The organism is Flavobacterium sp. UBA7663, from assembly GCF_002483315.1.
In the GTDB taxonomy this organism is placed as follows: Bacteria; Bacteroidota; Bacteroidia; order Flavobacteriales; family Flavobacteriaceae; genus Flavobacterium.
Map to the genome: position 1 here is coordinate 160,407 of NZ_DLHR01000012.1, position 23,639 is coordinate 184,045.

At 31.0% G+C, this 23,639-nt stretch carries 25 protein-coding genes and 1 other RNA gene; 13 read left to right on the forward strand and 13 right to left on the reverse strand.

All coding sequences use genetic code 11. The features are described 5' to 3' along the window. A partial coding sequence (locus tag B2741_RS03400) for a hypothetical protein (protein WP_291135463.1) occupies positions 1–2,495 on the reverse strand: 2,495 nt, incomplete at its 3' end. Positions 2,496–3,242: 747 nt separating this feature from the next. Here B2741_RS03400 and B2741_RS03405 point away from each other — a divergent pair. Genes B2741_RS03405 through B2741_RS03420 form a run of 4 tightly spaced genes read left to right on the forward strand, consistent with a single transcriptional unit; the run spans position 3,243 to position 7,489 of the window. Next, positions 3,243–3,746, forward strand: a complete 504-nt coding sequence (locus B2741_RS03405; protein ID WP_291135465.1) for a SixA phosphatase family protein — start codon at positions 3,243–3,245, stop codon at positions 3,744–3,746. Beyond that, positions 3,727–5,811 carry a polyphosphate kinase 1 gene (gene ppk1 / locus B2741_RS03410; protein WP_291135467.1) on the forward strand — a complete coding sequence of 695 codons (2,085 nt, stop codon included), beginning with the start codon at positions 3,727–3,729 and terminating at the stop codon, positions 5,809–5,811. Before B2741_RS03405 ends, ppk1 begins: the two co-directional genes overlap by 20 nt. Positions 5,812–5,821: 10 nt before the next feature. After that, the gene (locus tag B2741_RS03415; protein WP_291135470.1) at positions 5,822–6,712 is read left to right on the forward strand and encodes a Ppx/GppA phosphatase family protein; all 891 of its coding nucleotides are present in this window, start codon (positions 5,822–5,824) and stop codon (positions 6,710–6,712) included. 42 nt (positions 6,713–6,754) lie between these two features. Then, entirely contained in the window at positions 6,755–7,489 is a 735-nt protein-coding gene (locus tag B2741_RS03420) for a DUF2625 domain-containing protein (RefSeq protein WP_291135472.1), read from the forward strand. 140 nt (positions 7,490–7,629) lie between these two features. On the opposite strand, the gene B2741_RS03425 is transcribed toward B2741_RS03420, so the two are convergent. The 3 genes from B2741_RS03425 to B2741_RS03435 form a co-directional block, all read right to left on the reverse strand. After that, positions 7,630–7,998 (reverse strand): DNA polymerase III, encoded by a 369-nt coding sequence (locus tag B2741_RS03425; protein ID WP_291135474.1) that lies wholly within the window; start codon positions 7,996–7,998, stop codon positions 7,630–7,632. A gap of 320 nt (positions 7,999–8,318) precedes the next feature. Further along, on the reverse strand, positions 8,319–9,392 hold the full coding sequence (dnaX, locus tag B2741_RS03430) for a DNA polymerase III subunit gamma/tau (protein ID WP_291135476.1): 1,074 nt from the start codon (positions 9,390–9,392) through the stop codon (positions 8,319–8,321). Positions 9,393–9,507: 115 nt separating this feature from the next. After that, positions 9,508–9,816: a hypothetical protein gene (locus B2741_RS03435; protein WP_291135478.1), complete on the reverse strand. Its 309-nt coding sequence runs from the start codon at positions 9,814–9,816 to the stop codon at positions 9,508–9,510. A 117-nt stretch (positions 9,817–9,933) separates the two neighbouring features. Here B2741_RS03435 and rnpB point away from each other — a divergent pair. Next, an RNA gene (gene rnpB / locus B2741_RS03440) (RNase P RNA component class A) lies at positions 9,934–10,256 on the forward strand. Here the strand turns inward: rnpB and B2741_RS03445 are convergent. The 4 genes from B2741_RS03445 to B2741_RS03460 are packed head-to-tail and all read right to left on the reverse strand — an operon-like array spanning position 10,254 to position 13,083. After that, positions 10,254–10,940 (reverse strand): DUF4328 domain-containing protein, encoded by a 687-nt coding sequence (locus tag B2741_RS03445; protein ID WP_291135480.1) that lies wholly within the window; start codon positions 10,938–10,940, stop codon positions 10,254–10,256. The two genes, rnpB and B2741_RS03445, sit on opposite strands and share 3 nt — an antisense overlap. A 10-nt stretch (positions 10,941–10,950) precedes the next feature. Then, on the reverse strand, positions 10,951–11,529 hold the full coding sequence (gene rsmD, locus B2741_RS03450) for a 16S rRNA (guanine(966)-N(2))-methyltransferase RsmD (RefSeq protein ID WP_291135482.1): 579 nt from the start codon (positions 11,527–11,529) through the stop codon (positions 10,951–10,953). After that, the gene (locus B2741_RS03455) at positions 11,526–12,338 is read right to left on the reverse strand and encodes a DUF3822 family protein (RefSeq protein ID WP_291135483.1); all 813 of its coding nucleotides are present in this window, start codon (positions 12,336–12,338) and stop codon (positions 11,526–11,528) included. Before B2741_RS03455 ends, rsmD begins: the two co-directional genes overlap by 4 nt. After that, positions 12,322–13,083 (reverse strand): hypothetical protein, encoded by a 762-nt coding sequence (locus B2741_RS03460; protein WP_291135484.1) that lies wholly within the window; start codon positions 13,081–13,083, stop codon positions 12,322–12,324. The genes B2741_RS03455 and B2741_RS03460 overlap by 17 nt, the downstream gene beginning before the upstream one ends. A 122-nt stretch (positions 13,084–13,205) precedes the next feature. On the opposite strand from B2741_RS03460, the gene B2741_RS03465 reads away from it, so the two are divergent. Genes B2741_RS03465 through kdsB form a run of 3 tightly spaced genes read left to right on the forward strand, consistent with a single transcriptional unit; the run spans position 13,206 to position 15,969 of the window. Then, entirely contained in the window at positions 13,206–14,630 is a 1,425-nt protein-coding gene (locus B2741_RS03465; RefSeq protein ID WP_291135485.1) for an ATP-dependent DNA helicase, read from the forward strand. A gap of 3 nt (positions 14,631–14,633) precedes the next feature. Next, a complete protein-coding gene (locus tag B2741_RS03470) occupies positions 14,634–15,197 on the forward strand; it encodes a DUF4126 domain-containing protein (RefSeq protein WP_291135486.1) in 564 nt (187 codons plus the stop codon). Positions 15,198–15,240: 43 nt separating this feature from the next. Then, positions 15,241–15,969, forward strand: a complete 729-nt coding sequence (gene kdsB / locus B2741_RS03475; protein WP_291135487.1) for a 3-deoxy-manno-octulosonate cytidylyltransferase — start codon at positions 15,241–15,243, stop codon at positions 15,967–15,969. Here kdsB and B2741_RS03480 read toward each other — a convergent pair. Both B2741_RS03480 and B2741_RS03485 read right to left on the reverse strand, forming a co-directional pair. Further along, positions 15,966–16,670 (reverse strand): potassium channel family protein, encoded by a 705-nt coding sequence (locus tag B2741_RS03480; RefSeq protein ID WP_291135488.1) that lies wholly within the window; start codon positions 16,668–16,670, stop codon positions 15,966–15,968. The two genes, kdsB and B2741_RS03480, sit on opposite strands and share 4 nt — an antisense overlap. Further along, entirely contained in the window at positions 16,670–17,332 is a 663-nt protein-coding gene (locus B2741_RS03485; protein WP_291135489.1) for a spermidine synthase, read from the reverse strand. Before B2741_RS03485 ends, B2741_RS03480 begins: the two co-directional genes overlap by 1 nt. Positions 17,333–17,388: 56 nt before the next feature. Here B2741_RS03485 and B2741_RS03490 point away from each other — a divergent pair, with 56 nt between their 5' ends. Both B2741_RS03490 and B2741_RS03495 read left to right on the forward strand, forming a co-directional pair. Further along, positions 17,389–17,946 carry a 1-acyl-sn-glycerol-3-phosphate acyltransferase gene (locus B2741_RS03490; RefSeq protein ID WP_291135490.1) on the forward strand — a complete coding sequence of 186 codons (558 nt, stop codon included), beginning with the start codon at positions 17,389–17,391 and terminating at the stop codon, positions 17,944–17,946. A gap of 104 nt (positions 17,947–18,050) precedes the next feature. Continuing rightward, positions 18,051–19,088 carry a hypothetical protein gene (locus B2741_RS03495; protein ID WP_291135491.1) on the forward strand — a complete coding sequence of 346 codons (1,038 nt, stop codon included), beginning with the start codon at positions 18,051–18,053 and terminating at the stop codon, positions 19,086–19,088. A gap of 49 nt (positions 19,089–19,137) precedes the next feature. Here the strand turns inward: B2741_RS03495 and B2741_RS03500 are convergent, their stop codons facing one another. Then, complete coding sequence (locus tag B2741_RS03500; protein ID WP_291135492.1) at positions 19,138–19,599, reverse strand: helix-turn-helix domain-containing protein; 462 nt, start codon at positions 19,597–19,599, stop codon at positions 19,138–19,140. 302 nt (positions 19,600–19,901) lie between these two features. On the opposite strand from B2741_RS03500, the gene B2741_RS03505 reads away from it, so the two are divergent. Genes B2741_RS03505 through B2741_RS03515 form a run of 3 tightly spaced genes read left to right on the forward strand, consistent with a single transcriptional unit; the run spans position 19,902 to position 22,149 of the window. Continuing rightward, the gene (locus tag B2741_RS03505) at positions 19,902–21,056 is read left to right on the forward strand and encodes a M14 family metallopeptidase (RefSeq protein WP_291135493.1); all 1,155 of its coding nucleotides are present in this window, start codon (positions 19,902–19,904) and stop codon (positions 21,054–21,056) included. Positions 21,057–21,113: 57 nt separating this feature from the next. Then, complete coding sequence (locus tag B2741_RS03510) at positions 21,114–21,593, forward strand: Lrp/AsnC family transcriptional regulator (RefSeq protein WP_026726210.1); 480 nt, start codon at positions 21,114–21,116, stop codon at positions 21,591–21,593. Between the two features lie 46 nt (positions 21,594–21,639). Next, a complete protein-coding gene (locus tag B2741_RS03515) occupies positions 21,640–22,149 on the forward strand; it encodes a DinB family protein (protein ID WP_291135495.1) in 510 nt (169 codons plus the stop codon). 42 nt (positions 22,150–22,191) lie between these two features. On the opposite strand, the gene B2741_RS03520 is transcribed toward B2741_RS03515, so the two are convergent. Together B2741_RS03520 and B2741_RS03525 are read right to left on the reverse strand one after the other, a co-directional pair. Continuing rightward, positions 22,192–22,572, reverse strand: a complete 381-nt coding sequence (locus tag B2741_RS03520; RefSeq protein WP_291135497.1) for a DNA primase — start codon at positions 22,570–22,572, stop codon at positions 22,192–22,194. An 87-nt stretch (positions 22,573–22,659) separates the two neighbouring features. Beyond that, entirely contained in the window at positions 22,660–23,634 is a 975-nt protein-coding gene (locus B2741_RS03525; RefSeq protein ID WP_153200232.1) for a deoxyhypusine synthase family protein, read from the reverse strand. Positions 23,635–23,639: the final 5 nt, after the last annotated feature.

Below are 23,639 nucleotides of genomic sequence, written 5' to 3' on the forward strand. Positions count from 1 at the left end.
GTTGGATCAGTATCGTCAATGATGGTAAAGGTTGCTGAAGTAGTAGAAGTGTTTCCACAATCATCAGTAGCAGTAAAAGTTACTGTAGCTGAACCCGTTGCTCCACACGTATCAGAAACTGATGCGAAGTTATTTGTCCAAGTTACATTCGAACAAACATCCGAAGCTACAGCACCACCGTTGGAAGCTAACCAAGCGTTTAGTTGAGTAGTATTTCCATTGCCATCACATTGTACTTCTAAGTTAGCAGCTTGAGTGGTGATTGTTGGATCAGTATCGTCGTTGATATTAAAAGTTTGTATAATTGTTTGAGTGCTACATGATGTAATTATTGTAAATGTTCTTGTTACAACAAGAGGACAATTACCATTTGTAGTATCAACATAAGAAATGTTATAATTTAATTGATTATTGGATACGTTTCCACCTGCATTAATAAAATCTTGAAGGCTAATATTAATAAGTGTTTCACTATATACTAAAGGAGTAATTACCGAGGTATTGCATCCATTTAAATTAACAGCTTGTGGAGATGTAATTGTAGGGCTTCCAACAATAATAATTTGTAAGGTATAATAACAACCATTAGCATTTGGTGGTACGGCATAGTAATCCATACTTCCTAGTGTATTTGGAAATGGATTTGAACTTGTATATTCAATTGTATTTCCTGTTACTGGATAACTATTGTAAAATTGTGTTCCAATAGGATAATTTGATGCAATTGAATTGAAAGGAACTTGAGATATTGGACTACAATAATTAAAAACCAGTTCAGTATTCGTATTTTGACAGTTTTGATTAATAAAGTTTGTAGCATCAATAGTTGTTGTAATAGGATCTAAAATTGGGTCTCCTAAGCATAATCCACTACTAACGTATCCTTGAATAAATGGTTTATTAATAATTTGAATACCAGTTACAGCACCAATACCATTTATAAAACCGTATAATGATGCTGAAGGAACACAATTTGGATTTTTTAAAAGAAAACAATCTTCGGTAATTCTAACTTTATATTTTAGTTCTCCTAAAACTGTTGTTGGAGTGTTAGGAACAGGAAGTGTGCCAATATCCCAAATCAAACTTCCAGAAGGGCCATCACTTGGGTTAAAATAAACATTGTTTGGAGTAGGTAGTGGACTAAAATTTATTATGCCCGATTGACTACCATTTACAAATGTTGTTGTGTAAGGTAATTGAATTTTTATTTGTGTATTATTTATGCTTTCAGTTCCTTCATTTAAAATTTTTATTGAGTATTCAATTTCTTGTCCAGGAGTTACTGTAGTTGTGCTAGTTGCAGGTAATCCATTTATTGTAACTAAGGACATAACACCTTCTGGATCTGGAATATATGCATCAACAGCCATAGCAGCCATAAAGATAACATAAGTGTCTTGCGTTGAGCCATATCTTAGTGTAGTAGATGTTTGATTATTTGCTATCACTGTATTACCTGGATTAGGAATATTAAACATTGAAATATCTAATCCAGTATTGTTTACAAGATTTGGACTCCTTGTATTACCACCAGTTTGAATGGATGAATTGAAAAAATTATTTGTTGAGTTGTCTGTATGATTTAGGGCTTGCCAATTATTATCACTTGATCTAAGTATATTGAAATAATCTCCACTAATACTTCTATCTCCTTCACCAGCCATTAATCCGAGTTTAATATTTACTTGACCTGTCTGAACAGCATTAAATCCAGAAATTGGAATTTGATGACTTACAGTCGTACTTCCTTGCACATAAGCATGACCATCAAAAATGGTAATATCACGCCATTTCATTTTAGAGTTTTCATAAACTACAATGATTCCCCAACCTCCATAATAACCTGTTCCACCACCATTTCCTTCTACAAGTGCGATGTCAGCAACTGTATATTGACCTAAACCATTTGTTTTTACGTATTCTGTAATTTCTGCAAATGCAGAATACATAAAACCATCATTGTTCTGTGGATAATAAATATCATTGGTTCCAGCTGTAATTTCTGTATAAGTAGCTGCTGATGGACCTTTTAATTGAACTTTCCTTTTATTAAACGTTTTAGTAACTGAGTTTTTTGTGACGTTAAAAGTATCTGGACTATTTGAACCATCTGATGCTCTTCCTGTCCAGTATAAACCAGCAAAAACTATTTTTGAACATTCAGGAATGGCTCCATTTTCAGTTGAAAAAGTCAAATTTGCACTTGATGAATTGAAAGTATTTGAATTTCCATCAACATCGACATATACCATGTTGTTATTGCTATTTGGTTCATTTACATCGTAATTGTTAAGTGTTAAATTAGTGTTTCCTATTATTGTAAAATCTCCCTTAATGTTGTAAATACTTGTTGAAGGTGATGAAATAGGCTCTCTTGGAGTAAAACCCACTCTTACTTGAGAATGCATAGCATAACTACATATTAAAAACACAACTAATATTAAATACTTTCCACTAAAACTTACATCTGATGAGTAATTTTTTGTTTTCATAATTTGAGATTTATTGTGGAACACTTATTTGATAAGTTATAATTAAATTAAGATTATTAAGGTTTATCACAGTTGGATAGCTTATATAATCTGTTTCAATAATAATGTGTAGTAATTCTAAATTTGTTAGCACGTTAATAGCTTCCAAATTAATAGGATTAACATTATTTCTTAGTCTAAGAATACAATACTTTAGATTAGATATTTGAGAAGTATCTATTCGATTTATAAGGTTTAAACGTTCATAACGAATGTCTAAAATAGTTGGACTAGTAGATGAACTTCTAGAGAAATGGTTAGATTCTGTAGAAACTAAGTCATTTGAATTAAGAATAAAGTCAACTTTGCTTTTTAGTTCATTGTTAGATTGAAACACAACATCATTATAATTGTGAATTTGTTGAGCTTTACTACTAATTATACTCAGGTAAAAAAAACATAAAACTAATGTTCTACGTTTTAATTTTAATAAACTTTCCATAATAATAATTTTACTAAATTAATGATTACAGTAAGTTGATTTTAAGGTTGGGTTTAGGGGTAAAAAATGAAGTTAAGTTCAGAAAAAAATGGGGTAGCACAATTTTTTGTTATAGCTAAATTACTCAAAAACTAATAGTTAGCTACAATTAGTGTTGTGTTTTCGATAAAGTGTTAAAAAAAATCTATTAACTAACTTAAAATTGATAAAAGCTTTAACTTCTAATTCAAAAAAAATGAGTAATTTAATTTTCTAAACTAATAACTATGAAAAATTTAATACTTATTAGACATTCTAAATCAAGTTGGGATGCACCAGTTCAGGATATTGACAGATCTATCTCACAACGGGGTGTTAAGGATGCGCATTTAATCGCTTCTAAAACACCAAAAATTTTACCTCCATCTTACATTGTTTGGTGCAGTAAAGCAAAACGAACACAAGAAACGGCTTTTATTTTTTCACAATACTTGTCTATTCCTTTAGAAACAATTCGGTTTTCAGAGGATTTGTACACTTTTGATGCTAAGAGCTTAGAAAAAAGCATAAAAAAATGTGAAAATTCATATGATAGCCTAATTCTTTTCGGACATAATGAAGCTATTACAAAATTTGTTAATAAATTTGGAGACCTTTATATAGATAATGTGCCAACATCTGGTGTAGTTGCTTTGCAATTTGATACTGATGATTGGAATAACATCTCACAAGGACAAACTAAAGCAACATTATTTCCAAGCCAGTTTAAAAATGAACAATCCTACAAATAACTATATAGATAGAGAAAAAAGTTGGTTAACATTTAACGCAAGAGTACTTCAAGAAGCTAATGATGAGAATGTACCTTTATTAGATAGATTTCGTTTTCTTGGAATTTTTTCCAATAATTTAGATGAGTTTTTCAGAGTTCGTTACGCGGCCATTCGTCGTATGAGTCTTGAAACTTCTGATACCGAAAAAATTCTAGGTGTTCCAGCTGAGCAATTGCTTAAAGAAATTACCGATATTGTTATCGAACAACAATCGGAAAGCTTACGTATATTAAGTGAAATCGAAAAAAAATTAGAAAAAGAGAATATCTATATTATTAACGAAAAGCAAGTAACTAAAGATCAAGAGATTTTTATTCACGATTATTTCATTCAAAAGGTAAGTCCGGCTGTAGTAACTATCATGTTAAATGACTTAGAAGAATTTCCGCTTCTAAAAGATACTTCAGGATATTTAGCCATAAAATTAGTAATGAATTCGGGAATTCCTCAAAAAGAAATTCGTTATGCTGTTATTGAAATTCCGAATACGATTAATCGATTTGTAGTTTTACCTTCAAATTCTGAAAAGCAGTATATTATTCTTTTAGATGATGTTATACGTCTTAACTTAAATAGTATCTTTAATATATTTGATTATGAAAGCATTTCGGCTAACATGATTAAAATTACCCGTGATGCTCAGTTAGAATTCGATAGTGATTTGAGTAAAAGTTTAATGGAAAAAATTTCTAACTCGGTTAAAGAAAGAAGAGTAGGTGAACCCGTTCGTTTTGTTTATGATCAAGCCATTGGTAAAGATACTTTGGAATTTTTCCTAAAAGGAATGAATATTTTAAGTTCTGATAGTATTATTCCTGGAGGAAGATATCACAATCGTAGAGATTATATGAACTTCCCAAATTTGGGTCGTTACGATTTATTATACAGAGAAAATCTACCATTACCCGTTCAAGGATTATCATTAGAAGGAAGTATTTTAGAACGAATTAAAAAGAAAGATTACTTGCTTTACGCACCTTATCAGTCTTTTTCTTATATCATTAAATTTTTGCGAGAAGCGGCTTTAGATCCTAAAGTAGCTTCTATAAAAATTACATTGTATCGTTTGGCTAAGAATTCTCAAATCGTGAGTTCTTTGATAAATGCGGCTAAAAACGGAAAAAAAGTAACCGTTCAAATCGAATTACAAGCGCGTTTTGATGAAGAGAGTAATATTTCTTATTCCGAACAAATGCAAACCGAAGGAATTGAATTGATTTTTGGTGTTAAAGGTTTAAAAGTACACAGTAAAATTTGTGTTATCGAGCGCATTGAAGATGGAAGAGTGAAACGTTACGGATTAGTTTCAACAGGAAATTTTAATGAAAATTCGGCAAAAGTATATACAGATGTGACTTTATTTACAAGTAATGCTGAAATTTTAAAAGATGCTGCTAAGATTTTCGATTTCTTTGATGTGAACTATCGAGTGCATCGTTACAAACATTTAATAGTTTCGCCTCATTATACACGAACTCGTTTTAATAAGTTAATCGATAGAGAAATTTTAAATGCTCTTTCCGGAAAAGAAGCGTATATTAAATTGAAAATGAACAGTATATCCGATTTTAAAATGACGGATAAATTGTATGAAGCTAGTAAAGCTGGAGTAAAAGTTCAATTGATCATTAGAGGAATTTGCTGTTTAATTCCAGGTGTAAAAGGATTAAGCGAAAATATTGAAGCGATTAGTATCGTTGATAATTATTTAGAACATTCCCGAATTTACATTTTCGGAAATGCAGGCGATCCTGAAGTGTATATTTCGTCGGCCGATTTCATGACACGTAATTTAGATGCAAGGGTAGAAGTAACGTGTCCTATTTACGATCCTGAAATTAAAAAAGAATTAATTGAAACGTTTGAAATTGGTTGGAAAGCCAATGTAAAAGCAAGAATTCATTCAGCCGATTTACTAAATCAGTACAGAAAACGCGGCGATGAAAAACCGTTCAGAGCTCAACAAGAAATGTACAATTATTATCAAAACAAGTTAGACGTAATTGCAGAAGATGTGCAATAATAAAAGATAGATGATTACAATAAAAAAATACGCGGCTATCGATATCGGTTCCAATGCCATGAGGTTATTGGTAACAAATATTGTAGAGCAAGAAGGTTGCGCTCCTCAATTCAACAAAAGTTCCTTGGTTCGTGTTCCAATTCGTTTGGGTCAAGATGCGTTTACGGTTGGCGAAATTTCAGAAGAAAATATCGATCGAATGGTAGATGCCATGAAAGCATTTAAATTATTAATGAAAGTTCACAAAGTAGAACAATATCGTGCTTGCGCAACTTCAGCCATGCGAGAAGCGTATAATGGAAAAGAAGTTGTCGAAATCATTAAGAAAAAAGCTGATATTAAAATTGATATTATTGATGGTAAAAAAGAAGCAGCTATTATTGCAGCTTCCGATTTAAAACAATTTATAACTTCTGATAAAGCGTATTTATATGTAGATGTTGGTGGTGGAAGTACCGAATTCTCTCTGTTTTTCGAAGGAAAAATTATTGCTTCAAAATCGTTCAAAAACGGAACCGTTCGCTTGTTAAATGAAATGGTGAACGATATCGTTTGGCAAGAAATGGAAAAATGGATTAAAGCCAATGTAGAACCATTCGAAAATATTACACTAATTGGTTCTGGTGGAAACATCAATAAATTATTCAAATTATCGGAGAAAAACCAAGATAAACCACTGTCTTACATGTATGTGCAATCGCAATATCAAAAGTTAAACAGTATGACCTACGAACAACGTATTGCCGATTTAGGTTTAAACCCAGACCGTGCCGATGTAATTATTCCAGCAACAAGAATCTATTTAAACGCCATGAAATGGAGTGGAGCAAGACATATTTATGTTCCAAAAATTGGATTATCTGATGGTATCGTGAAGGCGATGTATTATGGGAAGATTTGATGATGTTTATTAGTTAGTAGCTATTTTAAAACGAAACTGCAAATGAAGAAATTTACATTTATAATTTTAGTAATATTTTCACAAACAATATTTTCACAGAAAAAAATGCGACCAATTGAAGAACTAATAAATGAATCCGATTCTGGTTGGCCATTAGTAACTGAGTTGGCAAAGTCTGCAAAAAATAAAGTTGAAATCTTGTCAGTTGATAAACAAAAAGCAAAGGATGCATTATTTAAAACTCAAGTTACAACACGCTCTCCAATGGGTTCAATCATATTCGAAACGGGCGGAATTTTAATAGATAATGGTTGGATTAGAATTTTAGGTTCTGGAAGTGCAAAATTAAACCGAAGTTTGCCCGAATGGAATCTTGGTAAAAGTTTTATGGAATTTGGGCAAACATCACCATTTCTACTAGTCGCAGATGATGCAATTGGTGGATTCTTTATATTGAATGGTGGCGGACTTGGAAACGACTTTGGGAAAATCTATTATTTTGCTCCCGATAGTTTAGAATTCGAACCTCTTGATATAACATATACTGAATTTTTAATTTTTTGCTTTAATAATGATCTTGATGAATTTTATAATGACTTCAGATGGAAAACCTATAAAGAAGATGTAGCAAAACTAAATTGCGATAAAGTTTTTAATTTCTTCCCTTATTTATGGACAAAAGAAGGTAAAGATATTGAGAAATCATCGAAAAAAGTTGTTACAATTGAAGAGCAATATAACTTGAATTTAGAATTTAGAAAACAATTAGGATTTTAAAAATAAAAACCGCCTACAACAGCGGTTTACTTGAATAACTATTTCCGGATTTTGGAATAAAATCTGATGCTTAAATGAATGATTTGATAAATTAGAGTTTTTTAATGTAAATGAAAGCAAGTTTCAAAAATCAAAAAAATCTAAACATCCAAATCAAAAGTCTTTCTCAACAATTCAATTGTAGGATTAATTTGTTTTAATCGTTCAAATTTTTCTTGTGGTGTAAAAGCGTATTTGTTTTCAACAGTTTCATTTACCACAACTTCAATAGTAATGTCGTGGTTGTGTAATTTTCCTCTTAAATAACCTATTAATTCATGGCAACCCGTTAAAAATTCCTCTTTTGTACTTTGATTAGGAAGTTCTAAAGTAATGGTGGTTCCGTTTAAGGTTGGATCATTCATTTGCATGTAAGTCGCCATTAAACGCTTTCCAGAATCCGTCATTTTTTGAGCAAATTTATTCCATTGCAACAACATATCGGTTTCGTTAAAAACTTCCGAAGGCAATTCTTCTTTGTGTTTTTGATGCTGATTTTGTCGGGCTTCTAAGTCTTTTTTAGCTTTAATACTCGCTAATGAAAGTGCCGAAACTTTTGTTCCTGTCGGATTTAAATTGGTAAGAACTGGTTTTGGAATTTCTGGAACTATTGGCGCAGCTACTTCATTTTGAACTTGAGGAATTTCCGTAACTATAGGTTCTTTTACAATCGTTTCAGCAACTACAACAGGTTTTGATTCCTCTGTTGGAATTTGTGCTTTAATCGTTGAAACTTCAGTAATAGAGTAGGAGTTGTTCTTGTAATAAGTAGCAGGAATGATAAATTTAGCTACTTTTTTTTTTCTCCATCAAAAGTGATAGAGGCTAATTGCATCAAACAAAGTTCAACTAAAAGTCGCTGATTTTGACTGACTTTAAATTTCAAATCACATTCGTTTGCCAATTCAATTCCTTTTATTAAAAAGTCGTGCATTGCTTTATGCGATTGCGCTGCATATAAAGCTTGCGCTTGTTCACCTGCTTCCAATAAAGGTAAAGTTGCAGGATTTTTACAAACCAATAAATCTCTAAAATGCGATGCTAAACCTGCAATAAAATGATGTCCGTCAAAACCTTTTGCTAAAATATCATTGTAAGCAACTAATAAATCTGGAATTTTATTTTCTAAAATTAAATCGGTGATTTTTATGTAATATTCAAAATCTAATACGTTTAAATTTTCGGTAACGGCTTGTCTGGTAAGGTTTTTTCCGCAATATGAAACTACTCTGTCAAAAATTGACAAAGCATCACGCATAGCACCATCTGCTTTTTGAGCAATGATGTGTAAAGCATCATCTTCGTAAGCAACACCTTGTTCTTTAGCAATTTCGGCTAAATGTTCTTTTGCATCTTTAACCGTAATTCTTTTGAAATCAAATATTTGACAACGCGATAAAATCGTTGGGATAATTTTATGTTTTTCGGTAGTTGCTAAAATAAAAATAGCATGTTTTGGCGGTTCTTCTAATGTTTTCAGGAAAGCATTAAAAGCAGCTTGTGAAAGCATGTGCACCTCGTCAATAATGTAAACCTTATATTTTCCTGTTTGTGGCGGTATTCTAACTTGGTCGATAATACTTCTGATATCATCTACACCATTGTTAGAAGCAGCATCTAATTCAAAAACGTTAAAAGAGAAATCCTCATACGGATCATCATAACCTTCTTGATTGATTTTTCGAGCTAAAATACGGGCACAAGTAGTTTTTCCAACCCCACGAGGTCCAGTAAACAATAAGGCTTGTGCTAAGTGATTGGTTTCAATAGCATTCAATAAAGTATTCGTAATAGCCTGCTGCCCCACAACATCTTTAAATGTTTGTGGACGGTATTTTCTGGCAGATACTATAAATTGTTCCATACGAATTATTGATTTACAAATATAGGTTGTGAAATTCCAAAAAACAAGTTCCAAATTCCAATTTGAAAAGAATCTTTATAAAAGTTATTCACAATTTGCCTAAGAAAAAATGAGATTATAAATGGGTGTCGTTTCTATTTTTTATTACTAATTTCGAAATAAAATGTGCATTTTCATCTACAGAATTAGCAGAAGAACCTGTTACAAAAACACCTTTAAGTCCAAATTTTGAAACAATAGCATAAACGATTGCACTATCATCTGGACTTGAATTTCCTTCATATTGATAAATTTGATTTACAATATAATTTTCGGGATGTAAAATAATCTCTTCTGAGTTTAGATTAAAATCGTATGTAAAGCCTTCATTTCTCAATTGTTTTAATGCAACCGAGACGGATGCGTACTTATATATGTTTGTCATGATATTGATTGTTAAGGGCATATAAATTTACAGTTTTTAATTTGGGCAAATACCCTACAAAACGTTAAACTCTTTGAATAAAAGTTAAAAAATCATTATATTTTATTGTAAGTTTGCACCGCAGACCGCCTTATCGTCCGTGTGTAAGCATGGGAGGAAAGTCCGGACACCAAAGAGTAGCATAGCGGGTAACGCCCGTCCGTTGAAAGGCGAGGACAAGTGCAACAGAAAGTATGTACAGGTAATGCTGTAGTGAAACCAGGTAAACTCTATGCGGTGAAATGTCAAGTATATCAGCAGTTTCTGAGTAATCAGAATAAGGGCGACTCGTCCGATGTTGAAGGGTAGACAGCTTGAGTTATGCAGTAATGCATAATCTAGATAAATGATAAGGCTTCGATTTTCGGAGACAGAATCCGGCTTATAGGTCTGCTTTTTTATTCAATTAAAGGAATAGGTTCATTAGTAATTTCAATACTTTTTGATTTTTCCGTATCAAATAATTCATTTTCTACCACACTATAATCTTTGATTACTTTTATAATTATTAAGCAAAGTGGTATGGTAAAAATTTCGTTTATCAAATTAATTGTTGTTGCATTGATAATTTCATCTAAAGTTTCAGCTTTTAAATTTAATCTCATACCAATTCTTTCTAGGAAAGAAGCAATTATCCATAATGTCCACCAAAGTCCAACAAAAGTTACATTTAATTTTTTTGTATAGTCTGGTTTAATTTTTGAAATATATTTTTCAGATTCTACATAAAGTTCCCTCATTATTTGATAAGGTCTGAAAAAATTTAGAATAGGAACAAACCATGCGCCAGCAGCCCATCCTTCGCTATGTTCAAGATGTTTTACTACTTGATGTAAATTATAATATGCTCTTCTAAACCAAAGTATGAATAAAATATAACAACAAACGTAAACACTAAACATTATTATTCCAATAATTGACTTTCTTAAATCGTTTAATTCAGCTTCTTCTATAGTAAAACCCTCTAAGGAATTTAGCATTGAATATTGCATCAAATCAGAAATAATAGCAATGATATTTAAAATAAATATTATTGAAAATATAATGATTAAATTTCTAGCTCTTAATTTATTATTCTTTAACATATTACAAATTTTATCCTTCGTCTTCCTCTTCAATATCTTCTTCTTCGTCGCTTTCAAATTCGTAAAAAGAAAATACTGAACCGCCATAACTTTTCGAAAATGAGAAATTTGTTAGGTGTTCTAGTTTCGTATGTTTGGAATGTTCTACAATCAACATACCTTCTTCATCTAAAATTTCGTTTTCAAAAATAAGCTGAATAATTTTTTCAAAATTTTCCTGACCTAAATCATAAGGAGGATCTGCAAAAATTATGTCATAACTTGCTTTACTTTTTTCTAAGAATTTGAAAACATCACTTTTGATAACGCTAATATCTAAATCTAAATCGTTTGAAGTTTTTTTGATGAAATTGACACAACCCATATCACCATCAACACTTGTAATTGGTCCAGCGCCACGAGAAGCAAATTCGTAACTGATATTACCAGTTCCAGCAAACAAGTCGAGTACTTTTAATCCATGTAAATTAAAATAGTTATTCAAAATATTAAATAACGATTCCTTACACATATCGGTTGTAGGACGAACAGGTAAATTTTTAGGTGCAACTAATCTTCGCCCTTTGTGTTTTCCGGAGATAATTCTCATGAATGATATAATATAAAGTGATTTCTTAAAGCAGTAGGCGTAACATCTAAGATTGAAGTTTTATTAGAAACATCTAATAAACTACAATTTCTAATGTATTGGAAAGCTATTTTAAAGTAAGCATCGTCTTTAGAACAATTTCCTAATATTTGAACCAAAATTGTTTCAGGATTTAGTTGTAATTGTTCGCAAGTGAACAAAATATAGTAAATAAAATCTTCTGGTGTTTTGTATTGAAAAGAGTTGAAAAGAATCAATTGTTGATTTTTAACCACAATTAGTTCAAAGTGTTCTTTTTGTACGTGAACAAACACTTGCTTTTCTTCTTTGTTTTTAGATAAATCGAGTAGTTGTTTTACCAAAATAGAATTCGAATTTTGATATTCAAAAGTTTCATATTGGTCTAACAAAAAGTTGTTTATATTAACGAAAGGTACATAAATGTTATTCATTTCGTAAGGAAAGATAATATCGTGGGTAAAAAAATCAGTTTCAAAAACTTTGGTATTGTATTGCAAATAACTCGCCAAAAAGTTAGCATCAAATAGGGAAGTAGGTACAAGTGAATTCAGATTATTATCGTGTACAACCATTACTTCATCGTATGATTTGGTAAGAATTGGATAATCAACAAAAGTTCGCCACAATTGTTCTTCCATTACTTTATTTTTTTCAAAGGGAATTGACATCGTGGTCATTACCTTGTTAGAAATTAAATCAAATACACAAAAAGAAAGTCCACTCAAGGAAACCTGAATGGACAACTTTTTGTATGTTTTTTGAGTAATGTCGTTATTCGTTATTACCATATTTTTTTGGCCAGTTTCCAGTAAGAGTTACTTCTTCTAGTGAACCTAAAATAATTTGAGGACCATTGATTTCGTCAATAGATTCTACTTTATTTTCTTGTTTTACTAATTCTTGATCTAAATCTTTTAATAAAGCATTTTTGTCAATAATAGCTTGGAATACAGAAAGATTCATATCGTTTCTACTAACAACTCCTGTTTTCATAGATACTGGAACTTCAACTCCTCCAACTTTAACAACGTTAAGTCTTTTGTAACGATCAGAGTTTTTGAATAATGAATCTTTAACAGATACAGAACCTAATTTAGTGATGATTACTTCATCTTTAAAGAAACCTCCAACACCGTCAGCTCCTACAGTAATTCCGAAAGCAGCATTTTTAGCAGCGTCAATAACTGCAGTATCTTTTCTAGAAATGATTTCAAATTGTCCGTTTTCTACAAATTTGATTAATTCCTCAAAAGTATCTGCATATTTCCCGTTAACAGATTTATAACCTGTTTGAAGTTTTTTAATGTCTAACATAGTTTTAACAGCAACTTCATAACGAGCTTCTTTTTCATTCTGAAACGCAATAGGTTTCATAATAGAAGAGTATATTAAATATACAAGAAAAATAGAAATTCCCCACAATACTGCAGTGAATATTTTTTTATTTCCAGGTGTAACAAATTTATCAATTAGTTTAACCAATGCAAAGATTAAAACAATCAATACGACTAAATAAATAGCAATTTCTAGCATTTGAATAATTTATTTTTAGTTAAATAGGTACGCAAATCTACAATTTTTTTTTCTACACAAAAGAATTTCTTGTAAAAATCATCAGTATATTTGAAAAATTAATATTGGCCAAATCCATTTTCATGACTTATAAGCTGTTTTACAATTTATTACAAAATAATTTTCCGCATCAACCCACACAAAAACAAGAAGTTTTTTTTCAGAAAATTGCTGATTTCATTTTGAATTCGACTTCTGATGATATTTTTGTTCTCAAAGGTTATGCCGGAACGGGTAAAACAACCATAATTTCTACGGTTATTAATAATTTGGGCGATGTTAATATGAAAGCAGTATTGTTAGCTCCAACAGGAAGAGCTGCAAAAGTGATTAGTAATTATTCAGGAAAGCCAGCATTTACAATTCATAAGCGAATTTATTATCCTAAAAAAAATAAAACGGGAGGAGTGAGTTTTACTTTACAACAAAATAAATTTAAGAACACACTTTTTATAGTAGACGAGTCTTCTATGATTTCAGATACGAATCAAGATTCTAAATTATATGAAAATGGTTCTTTGTTAGATGATCTTTTCTTTTATGTAGAAGCTGGAAAAAACTGTAAATTGCTATTAATAGGAGATACCGCCCAGTTGCCGCCTGTAAATATGAGTGTAAGTCCAGCTTTGGATATTGATTCACTTTCATTACATTATCAAAAAAATGTGCATCATATCGAATTAGATGAAGTAATGCGTCAGGCAGAACATTCTGGAATTTTGTATAATGCTACTGAATTACGTGAATTATTACATTCGCATTTTATTGATACTTTTCAATTTAAGCTAAAAGGATTTAAAGATATTGTGCGTTTGCAAGATGGATATGAAATTCAAGATGCGATTCATCAGGCGTATGATAATTATAGTATTGAAGATACGGTTTTCATTTTACGTTCGAATAAAAGAGCCAATCAGTATAACCAACAAATTAGAACTTCCATTTTATCCAAGGAAAGTGAAATTTCAACTGGAGATTATATGATGGTTGTAAAAAATAATTATTTTTGGTTAAAAGAAGAATCAGAAGCTGGTTTTATTGCGAATGGCGATATCATTGAAATTTTAGAAATCAGAAAAATTCAAGAGTTATACGGATTCAAATTTGCAACTGTAAAAGTCAGAATGGTTGATTATCCCAATCAAATTCCGTTTGATACTGTTATCATGTTAGATACAATTATGAGCGAATCACCTTCGTTAACGTATGAAGAATCGAATAAATTGTATCAAGAAGTGTTATTGGATTATGAAGACGAGCGTCAGCAATATAAAAAATTACAGAAAGTTAAGGAAAATGAGTATTTCAATGCTTTGCAAGTTAAATTCTCTTATGCGATAACGTGTCATAAATCGCAAGGAGGTCAATGGAAAACCGTTTTTGTAGAGCAACCTTATTTAGCAAATGGTATAGATATTGATTATGTGAGATGGTTGTATACTGCCATTACGCGTGCAGAAGAAAAACTATATTTAATCGGATTTAAGGATGAATATTTTCACAATTAAGCTATGTTAGAAACGATAATTAGTGTTTGTCTTGGGATAGGATTAGCCGCTTCGGCTGGTTTTAGAGTGTTTGTTCCTTTGTTTGTGCTAAGTTTAGCCACACATTTTGGATACGTTCCTGTGGGCGATTCTTTTGCTTGGATTGGAAGTTTAACCGCAATTATTTGTTTGGGAATAGCCACAGTAATTGAAATTCTTGCTTATTACATTCCGTATATTGATAATTTATTAGATACTCTAGCTGTTCCTTTGGCAGGAATAGCCGGAACGGTTGTGATGGCTTCCACTTTAGTCGATTTAGATCCAATGATAACTTGGGGATTAGCTATCATAGCAGGAGGTGGAACCGCTACTGCTATAAATTCAGCAACAGCCGTAACAAGAGCAACATCAACGGTAACTACTGGCGGAATAGGAAATCATTTAGTTTCTACTACAGAAACAGCAACGGCATCTTTTGTATCTGTTTTGGCTATTTTCTTGCCTATTATTGCTTTTATTGTAGTTATCCTTATTATTTTTGTCGGGATTAGATTGTTTAAACGATTTTTTGTTTCGAAAAAGTAAATTTTAAACTTCTAAACATTTAAATTTTTAACCTTTTATTCTAATGAAAATCATCGCTGTAATTCCTGCTCGTTATGCATCCACACGTTTTCCTGCAAAATTAATGCAAGATTTAGGTGGCAAAACAGTAATTCTTCGCACCTATGAAGCTGCAGTTTCTACCAATTTATTTGATGATGTTTTTGTGGTTACGGATTCCGATTTGATTTTCAACGAAATTATTTCGAATGGAGGAAAAGCCATCATGTCGATAAAAGAGCATGAAAGTGGTAGCGACAGAATTGCGGAAGCAGTTGAAAACATGGATGTTGATGTTGTAATTAATGTGCAAGGCGATGAACCATTTATCAATAAAAAACCGTTAGAAGAGTTAATCGAAGTTTTTAAAAACGACACCGAAAAGAAAGTTGATTTGGGTTCGTTAATGTTTCAAATTACTGATAAAGAAGAAATTAATAATCCAAATAACGTAAAAGTTATTACGGACCAACAAGGTTTTGCTCTTTACTTTTCGCGTTCAGTAATTCCGTTTCCAAGAGATGAAAATGCAGGTGTTCGTTATATGAAACACATCGGAATTTATGCTTTTAGAAAAGAAGCTTTAATGGATTTTTATCGTTTACCTATGTTATCATTAGAGGCTTCTGAAAAACTAGAGCAACTTCGTTATTTAGAATACGGAAAACGCATCAAAATGGTAGAAACTTCGCACGGAAGCATCGGAATTGATACTATTGAAGATTTAGAAAAAGCGAGAAAATTGTTATCTTAAATTTCTTCATCTTCAAAATAACCTTTGCTTTTAACTTTTGTTGAGAAAAAATTTAAAAATAAGATTACAAACGACAAAAAGAATAAGGCTTGAAGACTTACTAATACTTTTCCAAAAGTGGTAATAGGGTAGTAATCTCCATATCCAATTGAATTTGAACTTATTAGGCTAAAATAAACCGAATCGAACCAATGTTCAAAAGGTTTATTCATATTATCTCCCAAAGTATATAAAACTGCAAAAGAGACCACAACTTCAATGTAATTAAAAAACAATAATAACATTGAACGTTTATAAGAGCGAGGTCTGGAAAATAAATCGGAAGCAAAAATCAAAGTTGGGATATACAATATCGTTTCTAATAATAAAAAGACCAATATCCAAATTACATAGTCATAATTTTGCCAGTCATTTATCAGAATTAAAAAAGGAAAAATCACCTTAGCCAAAACATACAAATCCATTGCTAAGTCTTTATATTCATGACCAAATTTATTGGCAAAATGTTTAATATAAATTCCCAAAAAGAACAATTGAGAAATCGATAACAACAAACGAACAATCTTCTCAATCCCATTATCATCTTCATGATCATTGTTCCAAATAGAATGAATGTTTGAAATTCTCTTATGAAGTGGACTAATTGGATGAGAATGCTTTTCACTGACTTTTCCCACTAAAAGTTTTTTTACTACGCGCATTAGGCTAATTTTTTAATGGTAAATAATTCGTTGTGTACTTCAATTTTTGGATACAATCTAACAGAATAATTACTGTCAAATTTACTTTTATATGCAGCATTTCTTCTTCTATTTTGATAATCTAAAACCATAGTATTAAACAGGATAAATCCATTTACATTAAGTAAAAAGTTAATACGATTAATAAAGAAATCTTCAAATAAAAAATTTGGCATTGTTGTATCCTGAAAAATGTCAATTATAATTAAATCATATTTTTCTTTAGTTTTTAAAACATATTCAAATGCATCATCAATTACAATTGAAACATTATTGTGTTTTTCTAATCCAAAGTATTTTGTTGCCAATTCTACAACAGCAGCATCAATTTCTACGCCTGTAATTTTACCTTCAAATTTTACTTCTTTTTTCAGCGTCTCAATTACGCTTCCGCCTGCAACTCCTAAAACTAAAATTGATTCAAAATTTTGAATGCGCTCGTAACCAATGTATTTCAATCCTTTTTTTAACACGCGCTGCAAACTTCCAAAAGAATAATTTGTATTCTCTGAATCTAAAACCAAATACCCATTATTCCAGGTAACTTCCAGATTTTTACTATAAACCGATTTCTTTTGATGAATTTTTATAGGGAATAAAAAACTCAATAAGCGCTTAATCATGTAATTTTGTTTGTAATCGTAAATATAATTTTATTTTTGTCTCAAAATAGTCTAGTATGAAACAAATTATATACAAATTTATTTTCGGTAAAATTTTCGGTTGGAAAGTAGTTGGAACTATTGCTCCAGAAGTTAAGAAGTGCGTATTAATAGCGGTTCCACATACCAGTTGGTGGGATTTTTTCCTTGGAATTTTTTCACGAGGTATTCTAAATATTGAAATTAATTATGTAGCTAAAAAGGAATTATTTGTGTTTCCGTTTAATTATTTTTTCACTTGGACAGGAGGAACACCTTTAAATCGTCAAAAAAACGAGAACAAAGTAGATACAATTGCCAAAATATTTCAAGAAAAAGATGTTTTTAGGTTAGCAATCGCGCCAGAAGGAACTCGAAAAAAAGTAACCGAATGGAAAACGGGTTTTTATTACATGGCTTTAAAAGCAAATGTGCCAATTGTTCCAGTAGCTTTTGATTACGGAAGAAAACAAGTGGTTTACAACGAACCTTTTTATCCAACCGGAAATATAGAAGCTGATATTAAATTTTTAGAATCGTATTATAAAGGAGTCATAGGAAAAGTTCCAGAATTGAGTTATGTTCCAAAGGAATAATCTATTTAAAGTACTTATTATTAGAAAGATAAAATAAATTTCACTCAAAATAAAACCAAGAATAATAGTTTTTCGTAGATAGAAGAAATCAAAACTTTTAACAAATGAAAAAACTATTTTTACCTCTAGCTTTAGTAGCCGTTTTATTTACTTCTTGTAATGATGACGATTCATCAATGGTAACTCCTGAACCAGATCCAATAGATCAAATACCAACACCAGCTCAGGAATTAAAATTAGTAACCACCAGTAATACATCAGGAAAAATATCATTTACTGACTTATTAGCTACAACGCCTACTGCAAAAAGTTTTACTATTAGTTCAACAGATGCTGATGGCGTTTACTATGATACATTTAAAGATCAAGTAGTTTTGGCTTCAAGAACTAATAATAGAGTAGAAGCCTACAACGGATTGAGAAACGCAATTATTTCTTCAGCAACAACATTAGATTTAGCTTTTTCTTCTTCATCCGATTTTACAAACGCTCGTGAAATAACAGTTTCAGGAGATAAAGTGGTAGTGGCTCAAGATCAAATAGCTGCAAATGGAAATATCAGTAAATTTTATGTATACCAAAGAAATACTTCTGGATTTACACTTTTAAATACCTATACCGTAGATATTAAACTTTGGGGAATTCATTTAGAAGGCGAAACTATGTACGCTATTGCTGATAATACAAGCGATTTAGTGGTTTACAATAATTTCTTTTCAAATGCAACAGGAACAATTACAGCTTCAAAAAGAGTTACAATTGAAGGTTTAGTTAGAACACATGGAATTACATATTCTCCCCAAGATAATGTAATGGTGTTGTCTGATGTAGGTTTAGCTTCAAGTGCAACCGACGGTGGTTTAGTAGTTATTAATAACTTTACTTCTGTACTAAATATGACTAATAATTTGGGAACAATTGCTATGAACAATCAAATTAGAGTGTACGGACCTAATTCTATGTTAGGAAACCCTGTCGATGTTGCTTATGACCATGTAACAAATGCAATTTATGTAGCAGAACGCTTAAATTCGGGCGGTTTAGTTTTAAAATTTGCTTTCCCAACAATGTCAGCAGATGCAACACCTCAAATGAGTAGAGCAGAAGCAGGAGTAACAGCAGTTTATTTACACCGAAGATAAAGGTTAGTTATTTAATTATTTAAGAACTCTGGAGAAATTCAGAGTTTTTTTATGGTTTGTAGTTTTTGAAAGTTCCGTTTTTAAAAAAAACTACAATGCGCTCAATTTCTTCAGGAGAATTATTTTCTGTTTTAATCGATTCTACAGCATTACTTTCTGAAAGAGCAGGAGGAATTCCTTTTTCTACAGTCGAAAACAAGTCAGGTTCAGAAATTGAAGATTCAGATTTTAATAATGATAGATTATTTTTTTCATCATCTATTATAGCCGTTGAACTATTTTCTGATTTCGGAAAATTTCCTTTTCCATTTAAAATCCAATACAAATCTACTTCAGGAAAAACTTCAATTACTTTGATGATGAAATCTAAGCTAGGTTTATTTCTCCCAGAGAGTAGGTGAGATAAACTTGAACGCTGCACATTGATTTTATCAGCAAATGCAGAAGCCGATAAATTGTAATAATCGAGTATGATTTCTAACCGTTTAATAAAATCATCAATGTTTACCATTGTAAATAGTTGTTTTTGTTTAGTACGTTACAAATGTAAACAATATAAATAGAATACACAAGTTTACAGATGTAAATAGCAGTATATATATTAAATAAAAACTTTATTTAATCACGCTTAACTTATTGAATAACAAAATTAAATATAATTAATATTGAATTTGTTTAATATTGTAAATTAGTACAATAGCAGTTAATATAAATCGTAATTAAACCTGTTTACTTTTGTAAACTACACTATGTTATCTAGTGTTTACAAATGTAAAATATAAGTTGTTTACATTTGTAAATCAAAAGAAAGCCATGGATTATTTACAATTAGCAACTCAATATTTAGAACCGAAACTCAAAGGAAAGTATGTCCATTTAGATACTATTTTACCAATATTAGAATCTTTAAATTCAGATTTTGAAATTACTCAAATTGGAAAATCAGTTCAAGAACGAGCAATTTATCAAGTGAAAATTGGAACCGGAAAAACCAAAATTTTGATGTGGTCGCAAATGCATGGAAACGAATCAACTACAACAAAAGGTTTATTTGACTTTTTTAGCTTCTTACAATCGGATAACAAAGTTGCTAATAGAATTAAATCGGATTACACTTTATTATGTATACCAATGTTAAACCCTGATGGAGCTTACTTATATACAAGGGAAAATGCGAATAAAGTAGATTTAAACAGAGATGCTTTTAATGCTACTCAGATTGAAATGCAGGTTTTAAGGGAGGTTTATGTAGATTTTAAACCCGATTATTGCTATAATTTACACGATCAAAGAACTATTTTTGGTACAGAAGGTTATAATTTACCTGCAACGGTTTCTTTTTTATCGCCAGCTTATAATGAAGAGAGAGAATACAACGATGTACGCTTAAAAGCAATTCATATAATTAACAAGATGAATAATGTGTTACAATGCTATATTCCCAATCAAGTAGGACGTTTTGATGATAGTTATAATGTAAATTGTACGGGTGATTATTTCACGACTCAAAATACACCAACTATTTTATTTGAAGCGGGACATTATACAAATGATTATGATAGAGATATTGTTCGAAACTATATTTTTATTTCGCTTTTGAGTTCATTTGATGTGAGTTACGAAAACGTTATAGTTGATAACGAATTGAAGGATTATTTGAAGATTCCTCAAAATAACAAATGTTTTTATGATTTTATTTATAAAAATGTCAAAATTATTGATAATAGTGATGAAAAAATAATTAACTTTGCAGCTCAATATACTGAAGTAGTGCAAGATGGTCAGTTAAAATTTGAGGCAAGAATCTTTAAAATAGATGATTTGCAGGATTTTAAAGGACATTTGGAATATGATTGCAAAAATGGTTTGTTTACTTCTAAAGGAAAGTATTTTCCAATAATAGAAGAAAAAGCTAATTTTTTTATCAATAATTTAACAGAATTTAACAATGGTGTAAAAATTATTTGATAAATTTGCTTCAGATTTGAATAAAAATCAAAAATTTAACAAATATTATAAGCACTTATGAGTAAGTTTCGTTTAGATGAAGTAGATCATCAAATTTTGGACATGTTGATTGATAACACGAGAGTTCCTTTTACAGATATTGCAAAAAAATTATTAATTTCTGCAGGAACGGTACATGTTAGGGTGAAAAAAATGGAAGATGCAGGAATCATTCAAGGTTCTTCTTTGACATTAGATTATGAAAAATTAGGATATTCTTTCATTGCTTATGTTGGAGTTTTCTTGCACAACACGTCTCAAACTAAATTCGTTTTAGAGCGTATCAATCAGATTCCATTCGTAACAGTTGCTCACGTAACTACTGGAAAATTTAATATTTTCTGTAAAATTAGAGCTAAAGACACTAAACATGCTAAAGAAGTTATCTTCATGATTGACGATATCGAAGGTGTTTACAGAACTGAAACCATGATTTCTTTAGAAGAGAGCATCAACGATAAAAAACGTTTAATGCATACGATTTTTAAAGAATTGTAAAATACGAAAGCCTCTTAATGAGGCTTTTTTTATATCTTATATTGTTATGAAAAATTTACAACCAAACGAATTTGCTCCATATTACGAGAATTATATCAAATTAGTTCCAGAACAAGATATAGTTAAAGGATTAGTAAAACAAAAAGAAGAAATACTACATTTCTTTAAATCGATTCCAGTATTTAAACATGAATTTCGATATGCAGAAGGGAAGTGGACTATAAAGGATGTTATCCTGCACTTAATTGACGCAGAGCGAATATTTGCCTACAGAGCTTTACGAATTGCAAGAAATGACAAAACTGCTTTGCCAGGATTTGAGGAAAATGATTATGTAATTACGGCTAATGCAAATAATAGAGAATACGAAAGTTTGTTAGCGGAATATGAAAGTGTTCGAAATGCTACAATAAGTCTATTTGAAACTTTTACAAGTGAAGATTTACTACGTTTAGGAACAGCTTCAAATTACAGTGTATCTGTTAGGGCTATTGGATATATAACACTCGGTCATGAATTGCATCACAAGAATGTGATTTTAGAACGCTATTTATAATAAAAAAGGGGATTCAAATTTTGAATCCCCTTTTTTTATGTATTAATCTTCGTCGTCATCGTCATCTGAGTCTTCCTCAGAATCTACAATATCGTCCGAATCATTTGAAATATCATCGTCGTCATCTTCTTCTTCAATGTCTAAATCTTTCAGGCTTCCGATTTTTTCATCTGGTACAACTACCACATCATCTTCAATAATGTCGTCTTCGTCGTAGTTTTCAATTCGGTCTGATAGTTTTGTACTCACTTTTACTAAAAAAATAGTATCTTCAGTTCGTACTTCAACTGCCTCAATTGTTTCATTCTTAGCGTTTTTAAAACGAATGATATCCGAATCATCATATCCGTCAGGAAATTTCTCAACTAGTAAGGTTAAGATTTCATTTGTTAATTTTGCGTAATCAACAATAACTCTTTTCATTGGGTAGGTTTTAATCTTGTATTTTGGTCAAATGTACTATCCTAAACTTATATTTTCAAGTAAAATAAATTTTTTTTTTAATTTTTTTTACCAGCCTAAAATGTAAGCAAACATTAATGGTGCAACTATCGTAGCATCAGACTCTACAATGAATTTAGGTGTATGAATATCTAATTTACCCCAAGTAATTTTTTCGTTTGGAACAGCTCCAGAGTACGAACCATAACTTGTTGTTGAATCAGAAATCTGACAGAAATAGCTCCAAAACGGCACATCATGCATTTCCATATCTTGATATAACATAGGAACTACACAAATTGGAAAATCACCAGCAATTCCTCCACCAATTTGGAAGAAACCAATTCCTTTTCCAGCACAATTTTTAGGATACCAATCTGCTAACCACATCATGTATTCAATTCCGCTTTTCATTGTAGTAGCTTTGAATTCACCTTTGATACAGTAAGAAGAGAAAATGTTACCCATTGTACTATCTTCCCATCCTGGAACAACAATTGGTAAATTCTTTTCAGCTGCAGCAACCATCCAAGAATCAGCAGGATCAATTTCGTAGTATTGTTTTAATACTCCAGAATTAATCATTTGGTACATGAATTCGTGTGGAAAATAGCGTTCTCCTTTAGAATCTGCATTGTTCCAAATATCAAATAAATGCGATTGTAATCTTCTAAATGCTTCTTCTTCTGGAATACATGTATCTGTTACACGGTTGTAATGATTTTCTAATAAATCCCATTCTTCTTGTGGTGATAAATCTCTGTAATTTGGAACTCTTTTGTATGAATTATGAGCTACCAAGTTCATGATATCTTCTTCTAAATTAGCTCCAGTACAAGAAATTATGTGTACTTTATCTTGACGAATCATTTCGGCTAACGATTTTCCTAATTCAGCTGTACTCATCGCACCTGCTAAAGTAATCATCATTTTTCCGTTGTCTAATAAATGTTCTTCATAACCTTTTGCTGCATCTACTAAAGCGGCAGAGTTAAAGTGAAGATAATGTTTCTCTATAAACTGACTAACTGGTCCTTTGCTCATTATTT